General features: G+C 38.5%; 24 protein-coding genes and 1 riboswitch. Of the genes, 3 read left to right on the top strand and 21 right to left on the bottom strand.

All coding sequences use genetic code 11. The annotated features are described in order from the left end of the window. Positions 1–4 precede the first annotated feature (4 nt). From C9J29_RS16360 to C9J29_RS16310, 11 genes are all read right to left on the bottom strand, one after another. Complete coding sequence (locus C9J29_RS16360) at positions 5–1330, bottom strand: nucleotide sugar dehydrogenase (RefSeq protein WP_307723780.1); 1326 nt, start codon at positions 1328–1330, stop codon at positions 5–7. A 676-nt stretch (positions 1331–2006) separates the two neighbouring features. Next, positions 2007–2858 (bottom strand): MetQ/NlpA family ABC transporter substrate-binding protein, encoded by an 852-nt coding sequence (locus tag C9J29_RS16355; protein WP_008178012.1) that lies wholly within the window; start codon positions 2856–2858, stop codon positions 2007–2009. 66 nt (positions 2859–2924) lie between these two features. Continuing rightward, on the bottom strand, positions 2925–3593 hold the full coding sequence (locus tag C9J29_RS16350) for a methionine ABC transporter permease (protein ID WP_107922460.1): 669 nt from the start codon (positions 3591–3593) through the stop codon (positions 2925–2927). Next, positions 3583–4611 (bottom strand): methionine ABC transporter ATP-binding protein, encoded by a 1029-nt coding sequence (locus C9J29_RS16345; RefSeq protein ID WP_036120001.1) that lies wholly within the window; start codon positions 4609–4611, stop codon positions 3583–3585. Before C9J29_RS16345 ends, C9J29_RS16350 begins: the two co-directional genes overlap by 11 nt. An 83-nt stretch (positions 4612–4694) precedes the next feature. After that, a riboswitch (SAM riboswitch) is annotated at positions 4695–4799 on the bottom strand. A 56-nt stretch (positions 4800–4855) separates the two neighbouring features. Next, positions 4856–5167 (bottom strand): thioredoxin family protein, encoded by a 312-nt coding sequence (locus C9J29_RS16340; RefSeq protein WP_089986190.1) that lies wholly within the window; start codon positions 5165–5167, stop codon positions 4856–4858. 15 nt (positions 5168–5182) lie between these two features. Further along, positions 5183–5524, bottom strand: coding sequence for a toprim domain-containing protein (locus C9J29_RS16335; protein ID WP_025116633.1), 342 nt, complete (start codon positions 5522–5524; stop codon positions 5183–5185). Positions 5525–5615: 91 nt separating this feature from the next. Next, the gene (gcvH, locus tag C9J29_RS16330; RefSeq protein WP_025116632.1) at positions 5616–5996 is read right to left on the bottom strand and encodes a glycine cleavage system protein GcvH; all 381 of its coding nucleotides are present in this window, start codon (positions 5994–5996) and stop codon (positions 5616–5618) included. Between the two features lie 81 nt (positions 5997–6077). Next, the gene (locus C9J29_RS16325) at positions 6078–6434 is read right to left on the bottom strand and encodes an arsenate reductase family protein (RefSeq protein ID WP_008179957.1); all 357 of its coding nucleotides are present in this window, start codon (positions 6432–6434) and stop codon (positions 6078–6080) included. Between the two features lie 182 nt (positions 6435–6616). Continuing rightward, entirely contained in the window at positions 6617–8398 is a 1782-nt protein-coding gene (locus C9J29_RS16320; protein WP_107922459.1) for an acyl-CoA dehydrogenase family protein, read from the bottom strand. A gap of 246 nt (positions 8399–8644) precedes the next feature. Further along, a complete protein-coding gene (locus C9J29_RS16315) occupies positions 8645–9817 on the bottom strand; it encodes an acetyl-CoA C-acetyltransferase (protein ID WP_107922458.1) in 1173 nt (390 codons plus the stop codon). 52 nt (positions 9818–9869) lie between these two features. Continuing rightward, positions 9870–12254 (bottom strand): 3-hydroxyacyl-CoA dehydrogenase/enoyl-CoA hydratase family protein, encoded by a 2385-nt coding sequence (locus C9J29_RS16310; protein WP_107922457.1) that lies wholly within the window; start codon positions 12252–12254, stop codon positions 9870–9872. A gap of 348 nt (positions 12255–12602) precedes the next feature. On the opposite strand from C9J29_RS16310, the gene C9J29_RS16305 reads away from it, so the two are divergent. Together C9J29_RS16305 and C9J29_RS16300 are read left to right on the top strand one after the other, a co-directional pair. Continuing rightward, positions 12603–12947, top strand: coding sequence for a thioredoxin family protein (locus C9J29_RS16305; RefSeq protein ID WP_083244814.1), 345 nt, complete (start codon positions 12603–12605; stop codon positions 12945–12947). Between the two features lie 59 nt (positions 12948–13006). Next, the gene (locus tag C9J29_RS16300; RefSeq protein WP_043990671.1) at positions 13007–13510 is read left to right on the top strand and encodes a C39 family peptidase; all 504 of its coding nucleotides are present in this window, start codon (positions 13007–13009) and stop codon (positions 13508–13510) included. A gap of 89 nt (positions 13511–13599) precedes the next feature. On the opposite strand, the gene C9J29_RS16295 is transcribed toward C9J29_RS16300, so the two are convergent. From C9J29_RS16295 to C9J29_RS16260, 8 genes are all read right to left on the bottom strand, one after another. Continuing rightward, positions 13600–14487, bottom strand: coding sequence for a 5'-3' exonuclease (locus tag C9J29_RS16295; protein WP_008179968.1), 888 nt, complete (start codon positions 14485–14487; stop codon positions 13600–13602). A 111-nt stretch (positions 14488–14598) separates the two neighbouring features. Continuing rightward, on the bottom strand, positions 14599–15591 hold the full coding sequence (locus C9J29_RS16290) for an agmatinase family protein (RefSeq protein WP_008179969.1): 993 nt from the start codon (positions 15589–15591) through the stop codon (positions 14599–14601). A 224-nt stretch (positions 15592–15815) separates the two neighbouring features. After that, entirely contained in the window at positions 15816–16808 is a 993-nt protein-coding gene (locus C9J29_RS16285; RefSeq protein ID WP_090003084.1) for a polysaccharide deacetylase family protein, read from the bottom strand. Between the two features lie 4 nt (positions 16809–16812). After that, the gene (locus tag C9J29_RS16280) at positions 16813–17559 is read right to left on the bottom strand and encodes a hypothetical protein (protein ID WP_237068862.1); all 747 of its coding nucleotides are present in this window, start codon (positions 17557–17559) and stop codon (positions 16813–16815) included. Continuing rightward, on the bottom strand, positions 17540–19213 hold the full coding sequence (locus C9J29_RS16275; protein ID WP_107922455.1) for a GNAT family N-acetyltransferase: 1674 nt from the start codon (positions 19211–19213) through the stop codon (positions 17540–17542). The genes C9J29_RS16280 and C9J29_RS16275 overlap by 20 nt, the downstream gene beginning before the upstream one ends. A 1-nt stretch (position 19214) precedes the next feature. After that, positions 19215–20345, bottom strand: a complete 1131-nt coding sequence (locus C9J29_RS16270) for a glycosyltransferase family 4 protein (RefSeq protein WP_008179977.1) — start codon at positions 20343–20345, stop codon at positions 19215–19217. A 10-nt stretch (positions 20346–20355) separates the two neighbouring features. Beyond that, positions 20356–20991: a sugar transferase gene (locus tag C9J29_RS16265; RefSeq protein WP_008179979.1), complete on the bottom strand. Its 636-nt coding sequence runs from the start codon at positions 20989–20991 to the stop codon at positions 20356–20358. A 141-nt stretch (positions 20992–21132) separates the two neighbouring features. Continuing rightward, positions 21133–21582, bottom strand: coding sequence for an SACOL1771 family peroxiredoxin (locus C9J29_RS16260; protein WP_008179981.1), 450 nt, complete (start codon positions 21580–21582; stop codon positions 21133–21135). 276 nt (positions 21583–21858) lie between these two features. Between C9J29_RS16260 and C9J29_RS16255 the strand changes: the two genes are divergently transcribed. Further along, positions 21859–22509, top strand: a complete 651-nt coding sequence (locus tag C9J29_RS16255; RefSeq protein ID WP_107922454.1) for a 3-ketosteroid-delta-1-dehydrogenase — start codon at positions 21859–21861, stop codon at positions 22507–22509. Between the two features lie 60 nt (positions 22510–22569). Here the strand turns inward: C9J29_RS16255 and C9J29_RS16250 are convergent, their stop codons facing one another. After that, on the bottom strand, positions 22570–24183 hold the full coding sequence (locus C9J29_RS16250; RefSeq protein WP_107922453.1) for a GNAT family N-acetyltransferase: 1614 nt from the start codon (positions 24181–24183) through the stop codon (positions 22570–22572). A 148-nt stretch (positions 24184–24331) separates the two neighbouring features. Further along, entirely contained in the window at positions 24332–26020 is a 1689-nt protein-coding gene (locus C9J29_RS16245; RefSeq protein ID WP_107922452.1) for an FAD-dependent oxidoreductase, read from the bottom strand. Positions 26021–26130 lie beyond the last annotated feature (110 nt).

Genomic DNA, 26130 nt, shown 5'->3' with positions numbered 1-26130 from the left:
CTCCTTATAACTTGTAATAATTTTTATTCTTAAATAAAAAATGGGTATTACGTGTATCAAAAATTAATGACGCTTGTTGATCAATTAATGAATAATCAATGTTAGAATGGTTGGTTAAAATCAATACCGCATCTGCATCTTTAATAATTTGCTCTGTTAAAGGAACTGTATTGAATAGGGATTGTTCTACAGGGAATGTTTGAATAAAAGGGTCGATAATTTGTATTGAGCACTGATTATCAAGTAATTGTTTAATGACATGTAATGCGGGAGATTCGCGTGAATCATTTATTTCCGGCTTATACGTGACACCAATAATAACAATTTTTGCTTGGGGTAGCTCGGTATTTTGCAGACGTAAGTACTGCTCGAGTCTCTCTACAACAAAGCTAGGCATCGAATCATTAATTTTATCTGCTGCTTCTATTAATGTTGCTGAGACACCATGCTGTTGACCCGCCCACAATAAATATTTAGGGTCCACAGGGATACAATGTCCACCGACTCCTGGGCCAGGTTTAAATGGCATGAATCCATAGGGCTTTGTTGAGGCGGCATCGATGACTTCCCAAATATCAATATTCATTTTATAGCAAATTTGACTTAGTTCATTGACAAGAGCGATATTGATTTGGCGAAACGTATTTTCCAGCAATTTCTCCATTTCAGCAACTTTCGGACTTGTTACTGTATATACACTAGTATGAATGACTGTTTCATAAAAAACCTTTGAAACTTCCAAGCATGTGGAAGTAACACCGCCAACAACTTTGGGTGTATTAGCAACTGAAAAATTACTATTACCAGGATCCACTCGTTCTGGTGAATAGGCTAAAAATAAATCTTGACCAACCGCAAAGCCATGTTTTTGCAAAATAGGCTGAACAATTTCCTCTGTCGTCCCAGGATAGGTCGTACTTTCAAGAATGACTAGTGCATTTGAATTAATATGGCACCCTATATCGTGAGCTGCTTCTTCTATATAGGAAATATCAGGAGTGCCATCCTCCGTTGTAGGGGTTGGCACACAAATGATGACAACATCAACAGAAGCAAGTTTGGAAAAATCATAGGTTGCTTCAAATTGATGTTCCTTTAATAGTAACTGTATATTTTCTTTCGGGATATCAGCTATATAGCTTTCACCGTTTTGCAACAGGGCGATTTTTTCTTGATTTTTATCAAAGCCTAAAACATGAAAACCTTTTTGAACAATTTCAATGGCAAATGGTAGACCTACATAGCCGAGGCCAATTACCCCAATTGTCGCTTTTTTTGTTTGAATTTTATTTAATAAAGCTGAGCTCATTGATTTCGTGTTTATCGTCATAACAATAACTCCTTTGGCTTAACTTTCATGTAATTTTTATAGCCATTTTTTTCGTTATCTATTCATCTACTTATATATGCCGAGTATTCTGCAACGTAATAGGCCATTTCTCATTGCCATTTTCACCAAACCCCTTCCATCTCCACATACTTAAGTATGATTTTTTTAGTCAAAATAGATGAATAAAATCTAAATTTCACAAAAAAACTTTTCTAACAATTATATAGTACTACTTGCAACTAAACAATTTCTAAATAATTCCTTCATTCACGATAAAACGCCTACTTTATTAGTATTTAGAACAAAAAAGTTCATTATTTATTCAGATATTTAGTAAATATATTTAGAGTCGCTTTATTAGTGTAGATGAAAAAGTTGATAAGCGACACTGAAGAATGTTAATAAATAGAAAATTAACATTTTTTCCTTTTTTGAAACTCTAAAAAAATCCCTTCAGCATTGGTTTTCACCGATACTGGAGGGATTAGGTAGAACAATCCTTTGAAGCACGTAGAATAGACATTACATAAGTTGTTGTAACTATTTTATATAGCCTTTTTATTTCCTCGGAAATCGACAACTTGTAAATAGTCACTTTCCGAAAGCTATCAAAATTCATTAAAAAAAGAAAAAGAGTACGTAAGTATTTCACTACTTAGGTACCCTTTTATTTAAATTATTGAACAGGTACTACTGCACCTTTCCATTCTTCTAAAATAAAGTCTTGGATTTCTTTAGACGTTAATACTTCTAATAATGTTTTAATTTCTGGTCTTGATTCATCACCCGCACGTACTGCGATGATGTTTACGTATGGCGACTCTTTGTCTTCAAGAGAAATCGCATCTTTGATTGGGTTTAAGCCATTATCAATAGCAAAGTTAGAGTTGATCAGTACTGCGTCCCCTTCGTCGTTTTCGTACATTTGTACAAGCATTTCTGGTGCAGTATTCGCATCAAATTTAAAGTTTTTAGGATTTTCTTCTATATCCTTAATTTCTGCTGCTGTTTTATCAATACCATCTTTTAATTTAATTAAGCCCTTAGCTTCTAATAATGACAGCATACGACCGTGATCAGATACAGAATTAGAAAGTAAGATTGTTGCACCTTCAGGAAGTTCCTCTAAAGATTTATATTTTTTTGAGTAAATACCGATTGGCTCAATATGAACACCACCAGCATTGACGAAGTCATAGCCATTGTCTTTAATTTGTAACTCTAAATATGGAATATGTTGGAAGTAATTTGCATCTAATTCTTTTGATTCTAAATCTTGGTTTGGTAGCACATAGTCTGTATATGTTTCTACTTTAAGGTCAATACCTTTCTCAGCTAAAATCGGTTTTGCTTTATCCAAAATTACTGCATGCGGTGTATTAGAAGCTCCCACTGTTAAAGTAACGTTTTCTTTACTATCTGTTTTATCACCAGATGCTGAATTTGCATCCTCTTTTTTATCAGTACCGCAAGCTGCTAAAGCTAGTACAAGTATTGATAAAAATAATCCTGTTAATAACTTTTTCATTTATGACACTCCCTTTATTTTGATGAAAATATGTTAGCGGCAAGAACCGGAATAACCTCAGTTTTATTAACGTTTATCAATTTTTTCTGTAATGAAATCACCAATCCATTGGATAATAAAGACGACTACTAAGATCAAAATAGTTGCCATTAATGTCACATCTTGGCGATTTCTTTGGAACCCGTCTAGGAAGGCTAAGTTCCCAAGACCTCCTGCACCGATTATCCCTGCCATTGCTGTATATCCAACAAGTGCTACAGCCGTAACCGTAATACCCGAAATTAGTGCTGGTAATGATTCAGGGATTAGAACTTTCCAAATAATTGTGGATGTTTTTGCCCCCATTGAACGAGCTGCTTCAATGACACCTTTATCAATCTCACGTAACGCAATTAATACCATACGTGCATAGAATGGAGCCGCACCGATAATTAAAGCAGGTAAAGCAGCATTAGCTCCACGGATTGTACCTAGTAAAAGCTTAGTGAATGGAATTAATAAAATAATTAACACGATAAATGGGATAGAGCGGAAAATGTTAACGAGTGACCCTGTTAAAAAGCTAACAATTTTATTAGCCCATAACTGATTGGGACTTGTTAAAAATAGGACGATTCCAATAGCTAACCCAAGAATAAATGTAATAACTGTAGAAATGGCCGTCATATATAATGTTTCATACGTAGCCTGCCACATGCTATCCCAGTCTACATTCGGAAAGAGATTAGTTAGCATCTGCAATCACCTCCGTTTGTACTTCCACTGTATTTAAATAGCTTAAGGCTTCAGTCACATTTGCTTTCGACCCATCAATTTGGACTATGAGGGTACCATATGCACCATTTTTCGTTTGTGAAATATTTCCGTGTACGATGCTTACTTCCACATCGAATTGCTTCACTAGATGTGAAATAACTGGCTGTTCTGTTTTTTCACCAACAAAAATCAATTTGACAAGTTGTCCAGTTGGATAATTTGCTTTGATTTGTTCTACTGTATCCTGTGTTTCCTTTGTATTTGTAATTTGGGCTACAAATTTCTTAGTAATGGCTGCCTGAGGTGCCTGGAAAACTTGCAATACTTCCCCACGCTCTACAATTTCGCCTGCCTCCATCACTGCTACACGATGACAAATCTTGCGAATGACATGCATTTCATGAGTAATGAGGACAATCGTTAACCCTAACCGTTCATTAATATCTACCAGTAAATCAAGAATGGCATCTGTTGTCTCTGGGTCTAGTGCAGATGTTGCCTCATCACATAGTAAAACCTCTGGATTATTTGCTAATGCACGTGCAATCCCTACTCGTTGCTTTTGTCCACCAGACAGCTGCGATGGATATGCTTGATCGCGACCTTCTAAGCCAACAAGTGCTATCAATTCCTTCACCCGTGCCTCACGTTGAGCTTTTGATACACCTGCAATTTCTAATGGGAAGGCAATGTTTTCTGCAACTGTTCGTGACCAAAGTAGGTTAAAATGTTGAAAAATCATACTAACCTTTTGTCTAGCTGCTCTAAGCTTTTGACCCTTAATCGAAGAAAATTCTTGATTGTTCACCGTTACTGTTCCTGCTGTTGGTTTCTCTAAACCATTAAGTAAACGAATCATCGTACTTTTACCAGCGCCACTATAGCCGATAATGCCAAAAATTTCACCCTTATTAATAGTAAGGTTAACATCTTTGACTGCCGTTAATTCGCCATTTGCTGTTTTGTATTTCTTCGTTATATTTTGAAGCTGTATCATAGCGAATACTCCTTTTCTTATATAAAAAAACCCCTCCACTTATAGACAAGTAGAAGGGGTCACGTATTATACGTTGAACCGTTCTCTCATCTTTCAAAGAAAAAATCTTTGAGTGATTTGGCACCTTTTCACTATGTGATGGTTGCCGGGCTTCATAGGGCACTTCCCTCCGCCGCTCTTTATAAGAGTTCGATATATTTAATGTTTTAGTAATATATTTGTTACTTTACCACGCTAATAAAGTTCAGTCAATTGATTTTTTTAACAATTCGTACAAAAATGGTACGGATTGAAAAGCATAAATCTTTTCTGTCACTTTGCCGCCATCACACACAAGTAAACATGGGACGCTTTCAATTTGATGTTCAATAGCAATTTGCTCCAAAAAATTAATATTTGCTTTCCCTAGTTTTAGGTGAGGTAATAGTTGTTCTACAATTGACATCATTTTCGATGCCACTGCACAAGTACCACACATCGGTGTATATAAATAAAACGCAGCTTTTTCTCCCGACTGTAAAGCCGACTCCCACTGCTCTTTTGACCATTCTTCCATTTAGTTCACGCAACCTTATAAAATATATTCATTATGGATGGAGAAATGCGCACGCAGTAAAATCATTGCTAACACTTTTCTTGGTGTCGTTTCTACTTCCTTATATGTCGGCATTGTACGTAAATGCTCCGCTTCCGGATAATGTCTGTCCATTAAAGCGCGTAGCTTATCGCCTGAAGTATCAGCATCAAAAAAAGTAAATAGCTCGCAGCCCTCATAGGGGTCTATTAGCTCCTCTAATTGATGCACTCCAATTGTTCCATTCGTACATAGTATTGTAACATTCTCGTTCAAAATCGGCTCAATTTGTAGCTTATCTGAGCGTCCTTCTACTATCAAGCATTTCCCATCGAACATTACGCCACCTCCATTTAGACATATCCACTTATACATTATTATATAATAAAAAACGCCGGTAGTTTCCGACGTTTTTTGATTATGGCTTGTCTTATTCTGCAGTCATCTCTTCGTATTGTTCTGCTGTCATAAGTTTATCAACTTCTGATGCATCAGCAGGCTCTACGACGATCATCCATGCTTTTTCATATGGTGATTCATTAACGAATTCTGGGCTATCTTCTAAATCTGCATTTACTTCCACTACAGTACCTGAGATTGGTGCATATAATTCAGAAACAGTTTTTACTGATTCTACGCTACCGAATGGATCATCTGTTTTGATTTCATCGCCAACTTGTGGAAGTTCAACGAAAACGATATCTCCTAATTCAGATTGTGCGAAGTGCGTAATACCAATACGTACTTTTCCATCTTCTACTTTTACCCATTCATGCTCTTCAGAGTAACGTAAGTCTTTCGGTGTGCTCATGCAAAAAACCCCTCCATAATTATGTAATATATTCACTTTCAGTGTGCCATACTTCTCCTATAAAAACAAGGATAAAAACGGTTATAACCAAGCTTGCTCAAAATCGGATTCTTTAAACCCTAAAGTTACTTTTTTTCCATCTGTTACGATGGGACGTTTTATTAACATACCATCCGTAGCAAGTAGCTTAAGCTGTTCTTCCTCAGTCATATCAGCTAGCTTGTCCTTCAAACCAAGGTCACGATACTTCATGCCAGAAGTATTAAAAAACTTCTTCAAAGGTAGTCCACTTGCTTGCCATAAAGCTGTTATTTCATCCTTTGTTGGTGGCTGCTCTACGATATGTACCTCTTCATAGGAAACGTCATGATCATTTAACCACTTTTGTGCTTTTTTACATGTTGTACATTTTGGATAATGGAAAAATTGAATCGTCATAAAAATGCTCCTCTGCTGTCTTTTTCTGTAGTATACCATCATAATCATTTAGAATGGTGGATCTTCGCTCATTTTCGTAAGTCTATCCATCGGTTCTGTATTTTTATCCGTTACTTTCATAAATTTATCTGGAATAAAAAAACTAGCTACCCATTTGCGGATAGCTAGCGTTTTTCATACGATTAAACGATATATTTTTCTGCTTCAATTAATTTCACAGATGCTTCACGTTTCTTCGTAATTAGGTTGTATGGATTATTACGTGTTAATTTACGTAATGCAGATAAAGTCATACGTGCTGCATCGCCATCTGCGGAAGCAAGAATTGTATCTTTTGCTTCTTTTTCGATTTCAGCAAATGCTTCTTGGCAGAAAATTTGAGTGTATAGCAATTTTTGATGTGCTTTTTCAACGCCATCACGAGCAATCGCTTTTTCTGTACGTAATACAGCTGATTCCATTGCAAATAATTGATTAGCGATATTGGCAATATTCACTAAAACTTCTTGTTCTTGATCTAACTTCGCACCAAAGCGTTGTGCTGCTAAGCCTGCCGCTAATACAGCAATCTTCTTAGCATTTTTCACTAAGTATTTTTCCTGAGCTAGTGGCTCTGTACCGATATCCTCCGGCATTAACATCAGAAGCTCTTGCTGTAGATTTTGCGCAACTTGTAATAGTGGCAGCTCACCTTTTAGTGCCTTTTTCATAAATGTACCTGGTACAATCATGCGATTAATTTCATTTGTACCTTCAAAAATTCGATTAATACGAGAATCACGGTAAATACGCTCTACCTCATATTCAGCCATGAAGCCATAACCGCCATGTAACTGTACCGCTTCATCTGCAATATAATCTAATGTTTCTGATCCAAATACTTTAGCAATTGAGCATTCAATCGCATACTCAGCGATAGCACCTGCAATCACTTTCCCTTCCTTTTGCTCCTCTGGACTTAGCTGGCTTAAACGATCTTCAAATAAACCAACAGTACGATAGTTTAAGGATTCTGATGCATACAATTGAGAAGCCATCGTTGATAATTTTTCTTTTGTAAGGTTGAAGTCAGAAAGCTTTGTTTTAAATTGCTGACGTTGGTTTGTATATTGTACTGCTAACTCAAATGCACGTTTTGATCCACCAATTGTTCCAACCCCAAGTTTATAGCGACCGATATTTAAAATATTGAAGGCAATGACATGCCCACGACCAATTTCACCTAATAAATTTTCTACTGGCACTTCTGCATCTTCTAACACTAGTGTACGAGTAGATGAAGATTTAATTCCCATTTTCTTCTCTTCAGGACCCACAGAAACACCTTTGAATGCACGTTCAACAATAAAGGCAGTGAACTTATCGCCATCAATTTTAGCGTAAACAACAAACACATCTGCAAAGCCTGCATTTGTAATCCATTGCTTTTCACCATTTAAAATATAATGTGTGCCTGCATCGTTTAGTTTCGCAGTTGTTTTTGCCCCTAAAGCATCTGAGCCTGATCCCGGCTCTGTTAATGCATAAGCAGCAATTAATTCACCTGAGGCAAGCTTCGGTAAATATTTTTTCTTTTGATCTTCGTCACCAAATAGCACGATTGGTAATGAGCCAATTCCAACGTGTGCACCATGAGTGATGGAGAAACCACCTGCTACAGACATTTTTTCTGCAATTAATGCTGAAGAAACTTTATCTAAGCCTAGTCCTTCGTATTCTTCAGGAACATCTGCTCCTAGCAAGCCTAATTCACCAGCACTTTTAAGGAGACGTACTGAATGCTCAAATTCGTGGTGCTCTAAATTTTCAACTACAGGTAAAACTTCATTTGCTACATATTCTTCTGTTGTTTTGGCAATCATTTTATGCTCGTCAGTGAAATCTTCTGGTGTAAACACACGATCTAATTCCACATCTTCAATTAAAAATCCGCCGCCTTTAATGAAATCCGTTGTTTTTTTCAGTCATATAAATTCCTCCCAATATATCTATTTTGATAGTCTAATCCCCTATTGAATGATGCCTCTTCAAAATCTGTGATATTTGCTAGAGGCTTAATCTTTATTCAGCATCTTCTCCAGTCATATTAGAGAAGGTTTCTGACGCTACAAACCTTTTGCTGAGTGAAGACAAACATATATAGAAAAGCTTGACATATACATGCTCGGAGGCAACCGGAAACAGTACACCTCAAGCTGATCTAATGAAAATTATAGAATTTCAAATACTCCAGCAGCCCCCATGCCGCCACCAATGCACATAGTTACTACACCATATTTCTTGCCTTGACGCTTTAATTCATGAATAAGTTTTAGTGTTAAAATAGCACCCGTTGCACCAAGTGGATGTCCTAATGCGATAGCTCCACCATTCACATTGACCTTATCTTGGTCAATGCCTAAATGACGAACAACCTGTAAGGATTGGGATGCAAATGCCTCATTGATTTCCCATAGATCAATAGCATCTACTGATAAACCTGCAATTTCTAATGCTTTTGGTACCGCCACAATTGGACCAATTCCCATTACTTCAGGTGGTACACCACCTACTGCAAAGCCTAGGAATTTTGCCATTGGTGTTAAACCTTGCTTGACAGCCTCTTCGCGATCCATCACCAATACAGCTGCTGCACCATCGGAAGTTTGAGAAGCGTTCCCTGCCGTCACACTCCCTTTCACATGGAAAGCTGGACGAAGCTTCGCTAAGCCTTCAACCGATGTACCAGGACGTACACCTTCATCCATACTGAAAGTGAATTTTTTAACCTGTGGCTTATTGTTTTCGTCAACATAATGTTGTTCCACTTCTATTGGTACAATCTCATCATTAAATTTACCTTCTTTGATCGCCTTTTCAGCAAGTTCATGTGAACGAACAGCAAATGCATCTTGATCTTCTCGACTTACATTGTACTGTCGAGCTACTTCCTCAGCTGTATGCCCCATTCCCATATAATATTGTGGAGCTGTTTCTGCTAAAGTTGGATTTAAGCGGGGTGTGTTCCCCACCATTGGCACCATACTCATTGACTCGACACCACCGGCAAGAATAGCCTTTGAGTGCCCTAGCATAATTCGTTCAGCTGCATAGGCAATCGCCTGTAGACCTGAAGAACAAAATCTATTAATTGTTAGAGCCGGAGTTGTATCTGGCAATCCGGCAAGTGCACCGATACTACGAGCTACATTCATCCCTTGTTCTGCTTCTGGCATAGCACAGCCTAAAATTAAATCATCTATCGGTCCCTCATAGCCTGCTTTTTTTAATGTTTCTTTGACAACGGCAGCACCAAAGTCATCTGGTCTTACTGTTGCTAAAGAACCTTTTTTTGCTTTTCCAATTGGAGTTCGTGCTCCTGCTACAATAACGGCTTCACGCATCGTATAATCCCCCTTTGTTTCATGTGCAAGTTTTGTCTATTTCGTCCGTCCATTAGTTACGAAGTGGTTTCCCTTTTAGCAGCATATGTTGCATTCTTTGCTGTGAAAGTGGATCTGCAACGAGGCTAAGGAATGCCTCACGCTCTAAGTTTAATAGATACTGTTCATCGACTAATGTGCCATATGGAACCTTACCACCCGCAATAACATATGCTAGCTTTTTAGCAATTTTCAAATCATGCTTACTGATAAAGCCAGACTCATACATACCTTGCGCACCCATGAGTAATGTACCGTAGCCTGATGCACCCACCACAGGAACTTTTGTTGGTACAGGTGGTTGATAGCCTGCTTCGTAAAGTGCTAAAGCCGCTTGCTTCGCATCATATAATTGATGATCTTGGTTAACTGAAATCCCATCTACGAAGTTTAAGAAGTTATTTTCGCGTGCTTCCTCACCAGATGTTGAAACCTTCGCCATCGCAACTGTTTCAAATACTTTATTTGCAATATGTTGATAGTCTATTTCAACACCATTTGGTAGACCCTTTAGGAATTTTTGATAAAGGGCTTTATTACCTCCGCCGCCCGGAATTAACCCAACGCCTACTTCCACTAAGCCCATATATGTTTCCATCGTTGCCTGAATATGTGCAGCAGGTAAGCAAACCTCTGCGCCGCCACCTAATGTCATGGCAAACGGTGCCGCCACAACTGGCTTACGTGAATATTTAATTTTTTGCATCGCATCTTGGAATGCCTTAATGACAAAATCTAGTTCAAAGATATTATCATCCTGTGCTTCTACTAAAATCATTCCTAGATTTGCTCCAACACAGAAGTTTTTCCCCTGGTTTCCTATAACTAAGCCCTTATAATTAGCTTCTACCTCGTCAATTGCAAAATTTATCATTTGAATAATATCTAAACCAATAGCATTCGACTGAGAATGGAATTCTAATAATGCAACTCCATCACCTAAGTCTATTAAACTAGCACCTGTATTGGATTTAATTACGCCATGTTTTTTCTTATATCGTTTTAAATCAATTTCCTTTTCATTAACAGGCACTTTGACATACTCCGAACCATTATAGTAAGCCAAGTCACCATCTATATCTGAATAGAAAGTTTCAAACCCATTTGCTAACATCTCTTTTACAAAGGCAGGTACTTCTCGACCTTCTGCCTCCATTTTTGCTACAGCTTCTTTCACGCCAATAGCATCCCAAATTTCAAATGGTCCTTGTTGCCAGCCGAAGCCCCATTTCATCGCATTATCAATAGCTACAATATCATCTGCAATTTCACCGTATAGCTGAGCAGAATAAATTAATGTAGGAGCAAATATTCCCCATAATAATTCACCTGTACGATCTTTTGCATATGTTAAAGCCTTCACTTTATTAGCCAATCCACGAGTTTGTTTCGCCATTTCAATGGAAGGTGTTTTTAATTTTTTCGCTGGACTATAGGCCAAAGTCGTTGGGTCAATTTCATGAATCTCTTTTCCTTGCTTTATGAAGAAACCTTGGCCTGATTTGGCACCGAGCCAACCGTTCGTGACCATTTTTTGCAAAAATTCTGGGACAGCAAATACCTGTTGTTCCCCACCTGTTGTTTGATCGTAGACATTTTTAGCTACATGAATAAATGTATCTAATCCAACAACATCGAGCGTACGAAACGTTGCCGATTTGGGACGACCAATTAGCGGACCTGTCACGGAATCTACTTCTCCAACTGAGTAACCGCCTTTTAGCATTTCCTGTAACGTGATGAGTAACCCATAAGTGCCGATGCGGTTAGCAATAAAGTTAGGTGTATCCTTTGCAAGCACAACGCCCTTTCCAAGCACATCTTCACCAAATATTTTCATGAAGCTTACTACTTCAGGTGCAGTTGTATCAGCTGGAATCACCTCTAATAGTTTTAAATAGCGAGGCGGGTTGAAAAAGTGTGTGCCTAGAAAATGCTTTTTAAAATCATCTGGACGTCCTTCTGCCATCGCATTAATACTAATCCCAGATGTGTTTGAGCTAATAATTGTTCCAGGTGTACGAACAGCATCGATTTTTTCATACAGACTTTGTTTAATAGGTAAGTTTTCTACAACAACTTCAATAATCCAATCTACATCTTTTAGTTTCCCTAAATCATCTTCAAAATTGCCGACCGTTAGTAGTGATAAATTTTTCTTAGAAGTAAGTGGTGCTGGCTTTTGCTTTAATAACTTTTGCAAAGCTCCGTTTACAAGACGATTTCTTACAGCTGGGTGCTCTAAGGAAAGACCTTTTGCCTCTTCCTCATGCGTTAGTTCCTTCGGTGCAATATCTAATAGTAATGTTGGTATACCGATATTAGCTAAATGCGCTGCAATTCCAGAGCCCATCACCCCAGAACCTAGAACGGCAGCTTTTTTAATGTTATAAGTCACAAGCAATTCCCCCTTATTCTTCCATTGAATGAATAGCCATTCATTTTTTAGTCAAAAAAATATCAAGTGTACCTTAGTGGATTTTTGTCCCTCTGCTGAATGAATATTTACTAAATTCAACAATTACAACTAAGGTTTACCTCCATTTCAAAACATTGCTAATGAATGAAGATAAAACTACTTTTCTGTTTTTAGTGTAGATTATTTTGTCTAATTTAGCAATCTTTTTTCAAGAATTATTTTTGCAATATACATCTTTTTTTGTCGTTTACGAGCTAAAAGAAGACAATAAGTAGCGATGACTACAGCCAAACAGAAAACTTTCAGGTTACGCGAAAAATGTGTAGAATGGTAAGCAAGGAGAGTGAATACTTAATGAAAACAATTACTACTGCAGAACAATTTAATGAATTAATCAATGGCAACCAAAAAGTACTAGTGAAATTTTACGCTGGCTGGTGCCCAGACTGTACTCGTATGAACATGTTCATCGATCCAATCATTGAAGAGTATAACCAATTTGATTGGTATGAGCTAAACCGTGACGAGCTTCCAGAAATTGCAGACAAATATGATGTAATGGGCATCCCAAGTTTATTAATTTTCCAAAACGGTGAAAAGCTTGCTCACTTACACAGTGCCAATGCAAAAACACCTCAACAAGTAACTGAATTTTTATCTGCTCAACAATAACAATAATGAGAGCTGCATTTCTTCATGAAATGCAGCTCTTTTTGAAAGGAGATACCATTATGCGCCAACAATTGGGGCTACTCGGAAAATCACAATACGATGCTTCGATTGCAGCTAACTATCGTAATTCTGCTTGTGGCCCTACTACCATACACGTTATGTTAAATTATTTGAATGGAACTGCTCCTTCGATTAATGAGCTTTATAAACAGCTTGGTAGTACAAAAATTGGTTTGTTCAAATGGCGTTTGATTCGCAATTTACGCCGATTATATCCATCATGGGATGTTCGTACTTGTTCATTAAAAGAAGCTTTACAGGAAATTGATGCAGGGCGTCCTGTTGCTATGCGCTTTGATCGTTATTTTAGTTTTCGTTGGCGAGATCAAACCTCTACTTTCGCCTATCATTGGGTACCGCTAATTGGCTATGACATTAGAAATGATCAGTTAAACTTAATTTTTCATGATAACGGTACAGCAAATCGTGACAGCATCATTCGTCAGGCACTCTATCAACACAACGAAAAAGTATTGTCCTTTGTAAAAATGGCCCCTCACTAGAGCAAATATCGAATCGCCTACTATTTGCTCTCTATTCTTCTCCTTACCATAAAAAAGCAGAGCATATGACTATACTCTGCGATGATTGATTAAATAAGCGAATACAAAGAACGGGCATGCTTGGCAATAAGCGTGTAGCCACTCTCTTCGATCTCTTTAAATATGTGCGGCTCATAGTTTGGTAATATGAGACTTGTAAGGTCTGCTTCAATAGGCACATCGGTTTGAATCGTTGCGAGCTCATGCGATAATTTCAGCATATCTATATGGTCTTGGATTTTAGTTCGTTGACCAGGCTTTAATTCACCGAGCGACGCTAGTACACTATCAATCGAGCCATATGTTTGAATTAATGTGAGTGCTTGCTTAGGACCAATACCTTTAACGCCTGGATAACCATCACTTGTATCTCCCATAAAAGCCTTTACTTGTGCAAACTGCGCGGGCTCAATACTATACTCCTCTTTAAAACGTCCATGTGTATAAATATCATATTCTGTGTAGCCCTTTTTCATAAAGGCAATCTCTGTAGAGGGTCTCAAAAGTTGAAGTAAATCTTTATCTCCACTAATCACAGTAATTTCAGCCTCGTCCTGCCATTTGGTAATCATAGAGCCAATTAAATCATCAGCCTCCATGCCCTTCACACCAAAATTCTGCCAGCCCATTTGTAGGGATAAATTTTTTGCCATATCAAATTGAGGCAACATTTCCTCCGGTGGCGCTGGGCGATTTGCTTTATAGCCATCAAATAAATCATTGCGGAATGTATGCGCCCCCATATCCCAGCAAACTGCCATATGTGTTGGCTTCATTAAAGATTGCGCAGTTAGTACATGTCGTACAAAGCCTTGTGCTCCATTCGTTGGTGTCCCATCCGCCAAGCGAATAAAGTGACCCATGGCAGCCGAAGCGAAAAATGAACGGAATAACAATGCCATACCGTCAACAATCAGTAGCTTTGGTTTTGTTGTCATTATAAATTTCCTCTCCATAACCGTACAAGTTTGTATAAATTTTTGATACCTATTGAATAGTATAACAAACTTTCAACAATGAGCATTGTCAATACACGGCAATATGCTTACTTACAACGTCACTTTTCCTTTTTTTGAGATGCGATTGCGATGATCTAGCTGAATACCTGTTAGCCATTGTAAAAATGCCGTTACACCAATTTTAACGGTTTCTGGACGCAGCGTTCCTTCCTTAGGATCTGCATAAACAAAATCAATATGGCGAACCCCTTCATTTTCACCTATAAGTTTGAGGATATCAAATAATTCATAGGCTGTTAGACCACCTGGTGTGGCAGCGGGGACATCTCGTGCAAACATAATATCAAGTGCATCTAGATCCACTGAAACATAAATTCGATCAACCTCATACATAAGCTGACGTAACATTTCACGTATTGTGAGCTGAATACCATCACGGCGCATTTGCTTTAATGTAATCATATGAATGCCCTGTTCTCTTGCATAATGAATCATTTCCGGGGAATTGAAAAAACCATGCAATCCGACATTATAGATATGTCTCCCTTCCACAATCCCTGAGGCAATCAATTGATGGATCGGAGAATCTTGAGCCAGCCCAATTTCCTCTTGGTTTCTTGCATCTAAGTGTGTGTCAATTTGAATGATGCCAATACGGTCCTGCGGAAAGGCATTTTTTATTCCTTTTAATGAACATGCGGTAATGGCATGGTCTCCCCCAATCAAGCAAGTAAAGCTTTTTTGAAAAGCTATACTTAAATTTTCTGCCGCCGCCTCGATCGCAGATTCAGAAAGCATTCTATCTTGTTCATGAATCGCCACATCGCCAATATCAACGACTGATAGTGCACGTAAATTTATTTGCTCATCTAAGTTATATGATTGGAAGCTAGGCCATACTTTACGAAACGCAGTTGGATATTGCGCTTTTGCAGATGCTTCTCCTGCATACGATAACAGAGCTCCATACACAACTATATCCACATCATTTGGGTTTGGGTTTGTTTGCTGCTTAATCCATTGATGCATGGCCGATCCATTCTCTTGCTTCCATTGGCATTCCGGTTCTATAAACATATACATCTACCACCTTTATATCTTTTCTATTCAAGTTAAATTAACCTATATTTTTTCACATGTCCCTCAAATGTCCTACCCAATCTTCTCTCTATCTAATAGTACCATTCGTACATTCATCTTCGTCATTGTTTTTCTCTTTTCCTCTTTTCTTTTAAATTTTCTATGGAAAACACAAAAAAGCAAACTAGAAATCAGTTTGCTTCAAATTTCACTATGAGTTGGCGATGCTACTTTTGTTGTTTGAAGTGATTTTCACAAAGTTCAGCTACCTCATACATGGAATAGCTTTGAAAATTGTATTGACTACGTAATTCTTGAAAATAACGTAATAGCTCCTCTAGCATGGCTAAATTTTTAGCTGTATTCTTCCCAAAATTATGAGGATGCCACCATAAATGATAAAAAGCCTCGGCCTTTGCAGCCTCGAGCATACTTTCCTTTATGCGTTTTACCTTTGAGCCCTCGAATACGTGAAATGGACGAAAATAGGGTCTTAAAAAGGCACTTGAACGAATATTAATCAGTTGCTCGCCCCGCATTTCCTCCAACGTTGCCATATGATGGCCAGTAAGATTGATATAGCTATCAAGCCATTTTTTCGCTCCCAAAAGTCTACCTTTTTTCGTAAACTTTTGAGCATCATACAATGGATGATTTTCAGTTCCTCTGTAACAAACATAGCCCGCTTCTACACATGCTTTAAAATAGTCCTTATTCACTTGATTTCTTGGAAAAACCATGGACTTCATTGGCGAAATATAACCCTCGCTTATGGTCTTTGTCGCGTCTAAATCTGCATAAAAGGCAGCTTCTGTTTGACCTTTTTCCAAGCAATAATAATGAGAAAAGGTATGGCTACCTATTTCCTGATGTGGTGTACGTTTAATCTCCTCTATTAAAGATTTACCAAAATGTAAGAGGTCCTCTTGTTCGTTTTCGCCTACTTTAGCTAGCTGGCTATGTGCTGCATAGCGCATATTGTCATACTTAACAGGGATACCTCGTAAATAATGAGCCATTTCAGCCTTTGATTCTGCAAACAAGAGTCCGACTGTCGCCCAAGTTGCATGAATGTCATATTGCTCAAATAACGCAAGTATGCCGGGCAAGGCTTTTCGTACACCATATAGGTTTTTATTGTATTGTCCATATCGAAATACATCATGGACGCCCCACTTCAGCTCAAAATCTAATGAAATAACGAGACCCCCACCATTCATGTTGCTACTTCCTCCATTTTTGCACGCCTAGTAGCAGTGCGCGTATTTTTGATTGGGTAATGTAGCCTGAGTAAACATTGACAACCTGTCCACCAAAGCTTAGTTTGAATGCACGTACATTCCGATTATCGGTTAATTCACCCATATCATATAAAACAAAACCTTGCTCCTTAAAATGAAGAAGATTATGCCAGATTAAAAAACGATTGGCATAGCGGTGTGGTCTCTTTAAATGTGGAGATATGGCTGATGCCGCACAAGTTGCTTCATAATAAGACATTGCTTTATTCTCATGTACAATATCCAGTCGATAGCTTAATGTTTGTCCACAAATACTTTGAATTTCAGATAATAATAATGCTCCCTGTTTGTTGAGAAGCATGATCGTATCCATTTGAGATTTACCCATACCCTCAAGCTTTTTTCTTTTAGCAAAATGATTATAAAATTGCTGAAAAGTTCGTAAGTTTTCGACAGAAGGTTCTTTATATAAAATAACTTGATAATATTCTTTATGTGCGCGTCGTAATATTTTACGGTTTCCTTCAGAAAGTGCTAAGTACAATGACAGCTCATGCCCTTGAAGATCGATATGAATCGTTTCACTTTTAACAAGCTTTCGACTTGGGACAAGAGAATTTGTATAGCCTATTACTTTCATGGATTTTCGAACATTGGCTGGCTTTTCTAGAAAATAAAAATGCTGCATCGCAATATTCCACCGCTTACTTTTAATGGACAGAATGAACATCGCCCCCACTCTCCGTATTTTTTTGTACATGTTGTCGCTCAAAACGAGCTACTTTATAATGTTTCATTCGAGTAATAGGTTTATAGCCGAGCTGTGCTAAGCGCTTTCGTTTTCGCCATTGCCAAAAGCTTGCCGTTACCCACAGTGTTTGTCCAGGTTTGATTTTTCTGAAATAGGCCGTGATAATATCGATTTGCTTGAACATATCATAGTCTAAAAAATAAGTTTGCTTCGGTAACGCTTCTACTATTTGCAGTGAATCGACACGCCAATTTGTAGCGTGTAACGCGAATGCTGGTTTATTTGTTTCCGCAAAGGAATCCTTATAAACGATGTATCCTTTATAATAGAGAGCAATGACTTCTTCCTGATCAAGCTGCATCGCTTCCTGAATAGTCATTTCCTCAAATAAGTTGCCCACAGGTTGCTGTGGTGACACATCCTCTGCTGGAGATAATTCATAGAGCTCCACTTGCTTCAAACGAATAAACCTATCTACGAATTGTTGTCCATATTCTAGCCAATCTTTAAGCTTTCCATACTTTACTAAATAGCGGAATCGTCCAAGTTTGTTACGCTTCCAATCTACAAATCGCTGATTACTTTTTACATATTCCTTAAGCCGCTCCTTTAGTAGCAATAAACCTGTCACTAGCCTCGCACGTCTCGTACCGCTACTGGCAAGCATTCGTCTAGTAAAATCGATATTCGTACGCCAATCAAATTTGTAAGGCTCATAGCCAATACTCATATCAAATAGGCGATAATTAGCCGCGAATGTTCGCTGAATAGATTCCTGATTGACTATACGTCCCGGACCAAATACATTAAATGTCGGTTCGTGAGCAAGCGCATAGGTTACATAGCGTCCACGACAATAAAGTCCATATGTGAAAGCAATCCACTGATTTTCAAAGACAAGTGCATCGACCTCTACTTGTAGCGCCTCCCCATGAAGCATTGTTAAGCGCTCAAAAAAATCTCTTTTCTTCCCTTTTGTAAAGTCACTCGTATCCAGTTTTTTTGCCCATCGTCGATCAAATAATCGAAACATTTGCCATAGCTCGTCCTGTGCAGGGACTCTTCTTGTTAATGTGCCTAGCTTCCGGAGCTTTCTTTCCCGACGATCGACACCATGCATTTTTCGGCGTTGCTGGAAATGTTGAGGAAAGTCTACCTCGGAAAAAGCGAGATATGGAGTGACCACACGGAACATACTTATTCGTAACTGTCTTTCCACGAAATATTGTTCGATGACTTTAGTAGACTCTTTACTTTCCAATAAGCCGTGCAGTGAAAAAATGACGTGCCGATGTTTTTTAAGAAGCTCATCGAACACAAAGGTCGTTGTGTCCATTAACCATTCTTTTTTGGCAACAACCCCTGTATAATTGGCAATACTTTCACCTGCGAAGGTATACACCCTAATCCCCCATCGACTAGTCACCGTAAAGGGGAAAAAGGCCAAAATGATTCCTTCATGTTCCACAGCGAAGAGCTCTACTCGTTCTTTACGCCCTACTATTTGCCACCAAATATAAAACCAAGCAAATTCAATAAATGGATTATCATTGTCCTCTTCCTCTAAAATGCCATCCCAAATTTCCTTGTACCACATGAGCTCATCATCTGTTCTAATACGTATTAATTGCAATTCAATCCCCTTTCTTTACGAGTTCTGAAACAGCTTGCTGATAGACCATTAATGTTTTTTGATACATCGGAGTAAACGTAAAATGCTGTAAGTAACGTCGTTCACTCGCATTACCCATTTTTTTACTTAAGGTAGCATCCATTAATAAATGGTGGAGCCTCTGCTTCAATAATTCTTTATCCTCACGCTCCACTAAAAAACCATTGTCATGATCCACCACTAACTCTTTAACACCACCAACATTTGTTGCAACTATAGGGAGACCTATACGCATCGCTTCAATAATAGAGATGGGCAAACCCTCCCAATCTGACAACAAAACAAACACATCACTTTTCTCCAAATAGCTGTGTACGTCGAATTGATCCCCCAAAAATGTTATGCGATCTGTTAAATTATGCTGTGCAACAAATTCTTCTAAAGCTGGCCGTAGAGAACCATCTCCAATCAATTGAAGCTGCCATGGAACATCTGTCAGTTCTGCTAATACCTCCAGCAATAGATCCTGTCTTTTTGGCACTTCAAAACGAGCAACCATCACTATGACTGGCTGCTCCATATAGGTCTTTTCTGTTGATGAATGACTGTCTATTGGGGCAATACCATTATGAATAGTTAGCAGTTTATGAGCTGGAGCAACCTTTTTCATGAGGGCTAGCTCCCGATCATAATCAGATACCGTTATAATTTTTGTGGTGAATCGTTGAACTGATTTTTCCATTCGATAATAAAGCACCTGTTTCTTTTGAGGAACACCTTCTGTAAAGCTCCAACTATGTGCGGTAAAAACAGTTGGGATACGCAGTAAACTTCCCACTATACGACCTATCACACCTGCCTTGGAGGAATGTGTGGCAACCACATCAGGTTGTATGCTTTTGAAGACGGTTCTTACTTGTAAAAATGCTTGGAAATCCTTTGTTAGATGAATAGCACGTTGCATAGCTGGAATAGGAATAACTGAAATTTTTTCCTCTTGTAAGCGCCAAAGGGATGGCTGATAGGAGCCTGTCACGACAGTCACTTCATGACCATCTTGCTTGAGCTGGATCGCTAAAGATTCCACATGCTTTTGCGCTCCACCGATTTTATCCATTCGTGTAATGAGCTGAACAATTTTCAGTACGGCCACTCCCCATCATTTAATAGGCACCCGTTCTTGCTACTACTACATAAAGAGTTTTCAAAACAATTTGGACATCCATCCAAAAGGAGTAATGATCCACATATTCAATGTCATATGAAATTTTTTGTCCATGGGAAATATTAGAACGGCCGTTAATCTGGGCAAGACCTGTTAAACCTGGTTTTACCTCTAGTCTCCTGGCCTGTAAATTGTTATAGGCATTTGTTATGGTTGGAACCTCCGGACGAGGCCCCACAATGCTCATTTCTCCTTTTAATACATTTAACAACTGAGGAATTTCATCAATACTTAGCTTTCGAAGGACAGCACCTACTTTGGTAATCCGTGTATCCTGCTCTACTTTAAAAAAATAGTCGTCGGGAATACCATTGGTACATATAGCTGGCATATTGACTGGAACTGCCTGTATACACATTGTGCGTAGCTTCCAAATAACAAAGCGGTGATGATCGAGGCCAGTTCGTATTTGTTTAAAAAAAATGGGGCGACCCGTTGAGATGAGTAAAATGAGGAATACAGCTAGCATTAGAGGAATTGTCATAAAAAGTAATAATAATGCCCCGATAATATCAAATATTCTTTTGCCATACTGACCATAGAATGTGAGATTCTTAGTTGTCGGAACGTGCACTTCACCATCCTTTGCATTTTTTTACTACTTAACACTATATATTCATTTTGAACATTTCTAGAACTATTTTAAGAAAAGTGCTTCTAGATGAAAAAAAGGAGTTATAACAGCGGCACTTGCTGAATAACTCCTTTTTTCTTATTATATGCACGCTCCTAAAATTTGGGCATCACATTCGATTACTACATTGCCTTTTAATGCCTTGCTAATCATACATGTTTGTTCCGCTTTTTGTGCGAAGCGAGCAATTTTCGTTTCAAGTTTTTCTGTTAAATTGTCCAATACTATTGTAGGCTTATGAACAATTTTTTCGTACGTAAAAACACCATTTACTACACTGACATACCCTTCAGACTGTAGGAATAAATCGTGTACAGCCACATCAGATCTTTCGAGAAGAGCAGCTAATGTAATTAAATAACAAGTCGCTGAAGCCCCTAATAACATTTCATCTGGATTGGTACCAATGCCTGGTCCATCCATCTCCTGAGGAATAGAAATTTGCGTTTTCAGATTGCTAGCATTGATCGTTCCCGTACCATTTCTTCCATCCGACCAAGTTAAGTCCATTGTAAATTTATGCTGAACCATTTTATATCCTCCTTTACGTACATATAACCATGAAAGAAGACGAGCCGTTATCCGTCAATAAAGATAAGCAAGACGCTTGAACGATAATAGCGCATCCACTTTCGATACGGCTGTCTCTAACTCTACCACATTCTAAAGAGTATGCTCGAATAAGCGTACCGTTTTAAAATAGGAATATTTTACTTTACCAAACAAAAACTAACTATTATTTTACAAAAAACAATGTGACAAATTTTATGGTAGAATAGAATAAATAATTCTTTAGGAGATTTTAAAATGATTTTAACAAAGCAAGAAGCAATACAGGCACTTAAAAAGAACAAGTTTATCGGTTTTACTACTACAACAGGTAATATTATTATGAAAAAGATGAATAAAACCGATTATAATATTTTTGTTTTTGAAGAAGGAAAAGAGAAGCCATTACGTTATGTTGGTTCTATTATGAACGTTATGGCAACTATGAGTGATAAAGCATCGAATAAGGATTTTGTCATTGTAGAACAGCTTCCAACTCAAAACAACGTTGCCGAAACGCAAGCATCTGAAAACGAAGTGTCAGTCGAAGAGAAAGCTGTAGCATCAGAGGTAGAAGAAGTAGTCGTTGATGAGACAGAAAAAGTAGCAGTAGTCGTTGATGAAACAGAAGAGAGCCGTGCGATTGCAGGCTATGAAGATCTATATAAAATGACAGTAAGTGGTCGCATTATTACGGTACGTGAAAATCGTCCTTTAGCTCGTTGTAATGATGAATACGGCTTCCATATTGCGCGACTTACAAAGGATGGAAAAGCTTCCAGTCATAATGTCTTTGAACTGTGGAAACAAACATTCCCTGAGTTAGAGCAAACTCAATTCAAAGGTGCTTTAAAAGCAAAATATGGGACAGGTTGTAAGCTAATCGATAAACCTGGTATCCATTTTTAACCTCATTCACTAAAATGTCTAAACTACAACCCTCAGTTGAAAACACTGAGGGTTTACTGTTTATAAATGAAATTCTTTTCGCCAATTGAACAACCTCACGATGTTAATTTGAGCCACTTTATGAAATCCTGCATGCTTCAGCTTTCGTCGTCTGCGCCGCTCATACCATGGAACTAACGTACAGACGGATCGCCCTTCACGCTGCACTTCCACAACTATTGCCTCTAATAGCTGAGTGTCATATTCTCGAATAAAAGACATATTGGCAGATAGCTCATACGTATAGCCACTCTCTTCTTCGCGTGCTATTTGATCGTGCCTTCTATAGACGATTTGATCTCCATCACCAAAAAATTGATCTCCCTTATAAAAATGCGCTATATAAGCAGGCCGCTCATTCATCGTCATAATATCCTTCATTTGTAGCTCTTGAAAGGGCCTATATCCTTGATCTTGTTTTTGCTCCGCGATATAGATGTCTACTATATGAATAGCTAAGAATCGATGAAGGGCTCCTTTTATTACTCGGAACCATTGTCTTATTCGAGCATGCTTTAGAAAATACAATAATTCCCCTAACCTGTCTCTCTTCCATTTCACAAGCTGGTGATTGCTTGTTAATTTCCCTTTTAACCGATCTCGTAATACCATCCATGACCGAATAAAGCGCTCCGTTTTGCCTTTCGTACTCATAATAAATTTTCGTGTAAAATCAATATCGGTATACCATTGAAACTTATAGGGCTCATAGCCACTACCAAAATCATAGTAATGGAAGCCTAAATCTCGTGCCTTAAGCATATTTTCCTTTTCTATTAAACTGCCGGGGCCAAACCTATTGAAATCAGGCTCATGGCCCATAGCCTGACAAAAATTACGATCTCTACAGCATAAATCAATAGTAAAACCAATCCAATGCCCTTCAAATTGCAAGCTATCAACCTCGACTCTAAATGCTTCATTAGAGACATTAGCCAAACGTTCATAAAACAATCGAGTCTGTGCTTCGGTAAATCTGCTTTTGTCCAATTTCTTGCGCCATCTTCGCGTAAATAGCGTAAACATTTCATGAAAATGACTGACGCCAACATCCTGAAATTCGACGTGCCCAAGTAGTTTTAATTTCTTTTCATAACGCTTAATACTTTTAAACGTCTTACGATGCTTTTTCAAAAAATCATTAAGTGTCATCGATTGAAAATCTATAAATGATGTGACGGTTCGAAATATGGAATAAGGCATTTGGTATTCTATCGCATATTTCTCAAGCTGTTGGGAAGTATCTTTACTTTCAATTAGACCATGAAATGCGAGCAAATAACGCTTATATTTTTGCATGAACACCTTTAATATATAATGAATAGCCCGCTCCAGCCATTGCTTCTCTGCTATCACTTCCATATAAGTCGCATACCCTTGTCCTAAAAAACCAAAGTGATGAATTTTACCAAACCCCACAGAATGAACTAACGGAAAAAATGCCACTGCTTTACCTTGATGTTCGACTATAACTATTTCTACGTTGTCGTGTATACCAAGCGTTGCCCACCATGTTGTCACCCATTCGTATTCAATAAAAGGGTTATTATTTTTTTCTCGTTCGAGTATACCTGACCAAGTCCTTCGATAGGGCTCTAACGTTTCCATTGAAGTGATTATTTTATAATCTAGCAACGCACTGAATCGCTCCCTTTTCCGTTATCATCATCCCTTATTTAGTAGCCACTATATTCCTAGCAAGAAAGTATTAGAACAGGAATAGTCCATCAACGTGAAACCCTCCCCATTCAATTGAATAGGAAGGGTTTTGGTTTCGTCCACACTATACCTTTAAAAGTGGCTCCTCTATTTTGTTTACGGCATGGGCCATATGAGTCGTTGCTACATAGCTAAGTGTCATGCCAGGTCCAATCGTTGCGCCTGGTCCAGGATAGGTTTCTCCCATAATAGACGCCGAGCAATTACCTGATGCATACAAACCTTCTATTGGTTGGCCATCCTTTTTCACAACACGAGCAAGTTCATCCACTACTAATCCACCCTTTGTACCAATATCTCCCGGATAAAGACGCACAGCATAAAATGGAGCTTTCTTGAACTCTGCTAAATTAGGGTTCGGTAATGTCGGGTCTCCGTAGTAATTATCGTAAGCACTATCGCCCCGATAAAAGTCATCATCATGACCATTCTGTGCAAAGGTGTTAAAACGATCTACCGTTTCTACTAAGCTTTCTACTGGCACATCCATTTGCCTCGCAAGATCGTCAATCGTTTCGGCACTTTTCACGATCCCATGGTCATACCAGCTTTTTGGAAATGCTTGTCCTGGAAACAGTCCTGTAAAAATATAACGACTTTTAGCAGCAGCATCAATAAGAATCCAGGAAGGTACAGCCTGTTTCGTCTCCTCCTGATGCTTGTACATTGTATCTACAAACTCATGATAGGGTGCTGCTTCATTGACAAAACGTTGCCCTGCACTATCTATTACCATCATATTTGGAACGCCCCGATCAGCCACAAGGAAGAATGGTTGTCCTTGTGGATCAATAACAGATGGTGCTCCCCATACCTTATCCATTAAATCGAGAGTAGCTCCAATTTTCACACTAGGTGCTATGATATCGCCTGTTTGCCCCATAGGCGAAGAAGTCCACGCAGCATTAGTAGGAGCAGGCAAATATTTTTCACGCAGTGCCTGATTATGTGAAAAGCCACCTGATGACAAAACAACGCCTCGCTTTGCCTCTATCCGCTGCTCTTGTCCATTACGTTCAACTATCACCCCAACAACTCTTCCATTATTCATGATGAAATCTTTAAAGGCCGTTGATAACCAAAGCTCTCCATTTGCTTCAGCAAGTGATAATCGTAGACGTGCCACTAATGCTTCACCTAGCGCTACGGGCTCGCTCTTGGTCACCTTGGATTTCACTAAACGCATTCCTAATTTCAACGCAGTCGTTTTCCCTTTGAATGTTCGCGTCATCATATTGACCTTATGAAACTCGTAACTATTCATCGTAAAGCCTTTGGTGGATAAAGTTGCTCGACGCATATGATCGGCCAGTGAGCCCATTTTTGTTAAATCGAAAATAAGAGGTTCAATGGAGCGTCCCTGCGACAAACCGCCCAATTTTTCAGGATAATAATCGGAATAGCCCTTGGCATATCGGAAGCGCATATGATTCGTTTTATTGTATAAAAATCGCAACATTTCTGGCCCTCTTGTAATATAAGCTTCCTTTAACGCTTCAGGCACACGATCACCTATTGTGGAATCTAAATATTGGCGTGCGAGTTCATGTGAATCTGGGACACCTTCACCTTTAATAACATGATTATTGGGAATCCATAAGGCGCCACCAGAAATTGCAGAAGCACCCCCGTAACGATCTGTTTTTTCAATCACTACTGATTTTAATCCTTGTAATTTTGCTGTTAAACCTGCTGTCAATCCCGCTGCTCCAGAGCCTACTACAATTACATCAAAACTTGCATCCCACTTCATTCAACCATTCCTCCCCTATGAGCTAAATCGATGAATATAATCTTTCTATTAAAAAGTATAGAATTAAACTAATTTTCAGTCAATTTAATATGTTCGCCATTTTCCTACAT

This window comes from Lysinibacillus fusiformis (genome assembly GCF_003049525.1).
Taxonomy (GTDB): Bacteria; Bacillota; Bacilli; order Bacillales_A; family Planococcaceae; genus Lysinibacillus; species Lysinibacillus fusiformis.
Note: the sequence above shows the minus strand (reverse complement) of the source record. Positions and strands in the feature narration are given on the sequence as shown.

Bases quoted from the DNA above. Each gene is read 5' to 3' on its own strand.
- C9J29_RS16305 (WP_083244814.1), top strand. From the start codon at position 12,603: ATGGTAAGCAAGGAGAGTGAATACTTAATGAAAACAATTACTACTGCA.
- C9J29_RS16290 (WP_008179969.1), bottom strand. From the start codon at position 15,591: ATGTATATGTTTATAGAACCGGAATGCCAATGGAAGCAAGAGAATGGA.
- C9J29_RS16355 (WP_008178012.1), bottom strand. From the start codon at position 2,858: ATGAAAAAGTTATTAACAGGATTATTTTTATCAATACTTGTACTAGCT.
- C9J29_RS16300 (WP_043990671.1), top strand. From the start codon at position 13,007: ATGCGCCAACAATTGGGGCTACTCGGAAAATCACAATACGATGCTTCG.
- C9J29_RS16315 (WP_107922458.1), bottom strand. From the start codon at position 9,817: ATGCGTGAAGCCGTTATTGTAGCAGGAGCACGAACTCCAATTGGAAAA.
- gcvH (WP_025116632.1), bottom strand. From the start codon at position 5,996: ATGAGCACACCGAAAGACTTACGTTACTCTGAAGAGCATGAATGGGTA.
- C9J29_RS16350 (WP_107922460.1), bottom strand. From the start codon at position 3,593: ATGCTAACTAATCTCTTTCCGAATGTAGACTGGGATAGCATGTGGCAG.
- C9J29_RS16255 (WP_107922454.1), top strand. From the start codon at position 21,859: ATGATTTTAACAAAGCAAGAAGCAATACAGGCACTTAAAAAGAACAAG.
- C9J29_RS16325 (WP_008179957.1), bottom strand. From the start codon at position 6,434: ATGACGATTCAATTTTTCCATTATCCAAAATGTACAACATGTAAAAAA.
- C9J29_RS16245 (WP_107922452.1), bottom strand. From the start codon at position 26,020: ATGAAGTGGGATGCAAGTTTTGATGTAATTGTAGTAGGCTCTGGAGCA.
- C9J29_RS16295 (WP_008179968.1), bottom strand. From the start codon at position 14,487: ATGACAACAAAACCAAAGCTACTGATTGTTGACGGTATGGCATTGTTA.
- C9J29_RS16340 (WP_089986190.1), bottom strand. From the start codon at position 5,167: ATGGAAGAATGGTCAAAAGAGCAGTGGGAGTCGGCTTTACAGTCGGGA.
- C9J29_RS16335 (WP_025116633.1), bottom strand. From the start codon at position 5,524: ATGTTCGATGGGAAATGCTTGATAGTAGAAGGACGCTCAGATAAGCTA.
- C9J29_RS16360 (WP_307723780.1), bottom strand. From the start codon at position 1,330: ATGACGATAAACACGAAATCAATGAGCTCAGCTTTATTAAATAAAATT.
- C9J29_RS16260 (WP_008179981.1), bottom strand. From the start codon at position 21,582: ATGGTTCAGCATAAATTTACAATGGACTTAACTTGGTCGGATGGAAGA.
- C9J29_RS16345 (WP_036120001.1), bottom strand. From the start codon at position 4,611: ATGATACAGCTTCAAAATATAACGAAGAAATACAAAACAGCAAATGGC.
- C9J29_RS16280 (WP_237068862.1), bottom strand. From the start codon at position 17,559: ATGTTCATTCTGTCCATTAAAAGTAAGCGGTGGAATATTGCGATGCAG.
- C9J29_RS16285 (WP_090003084.1), bottom strand. From the start codon at position 16,808: ATGAATGGTGGGGGTCTCGTTATTTCATTAGATTTTGAGCTGAAGTGG.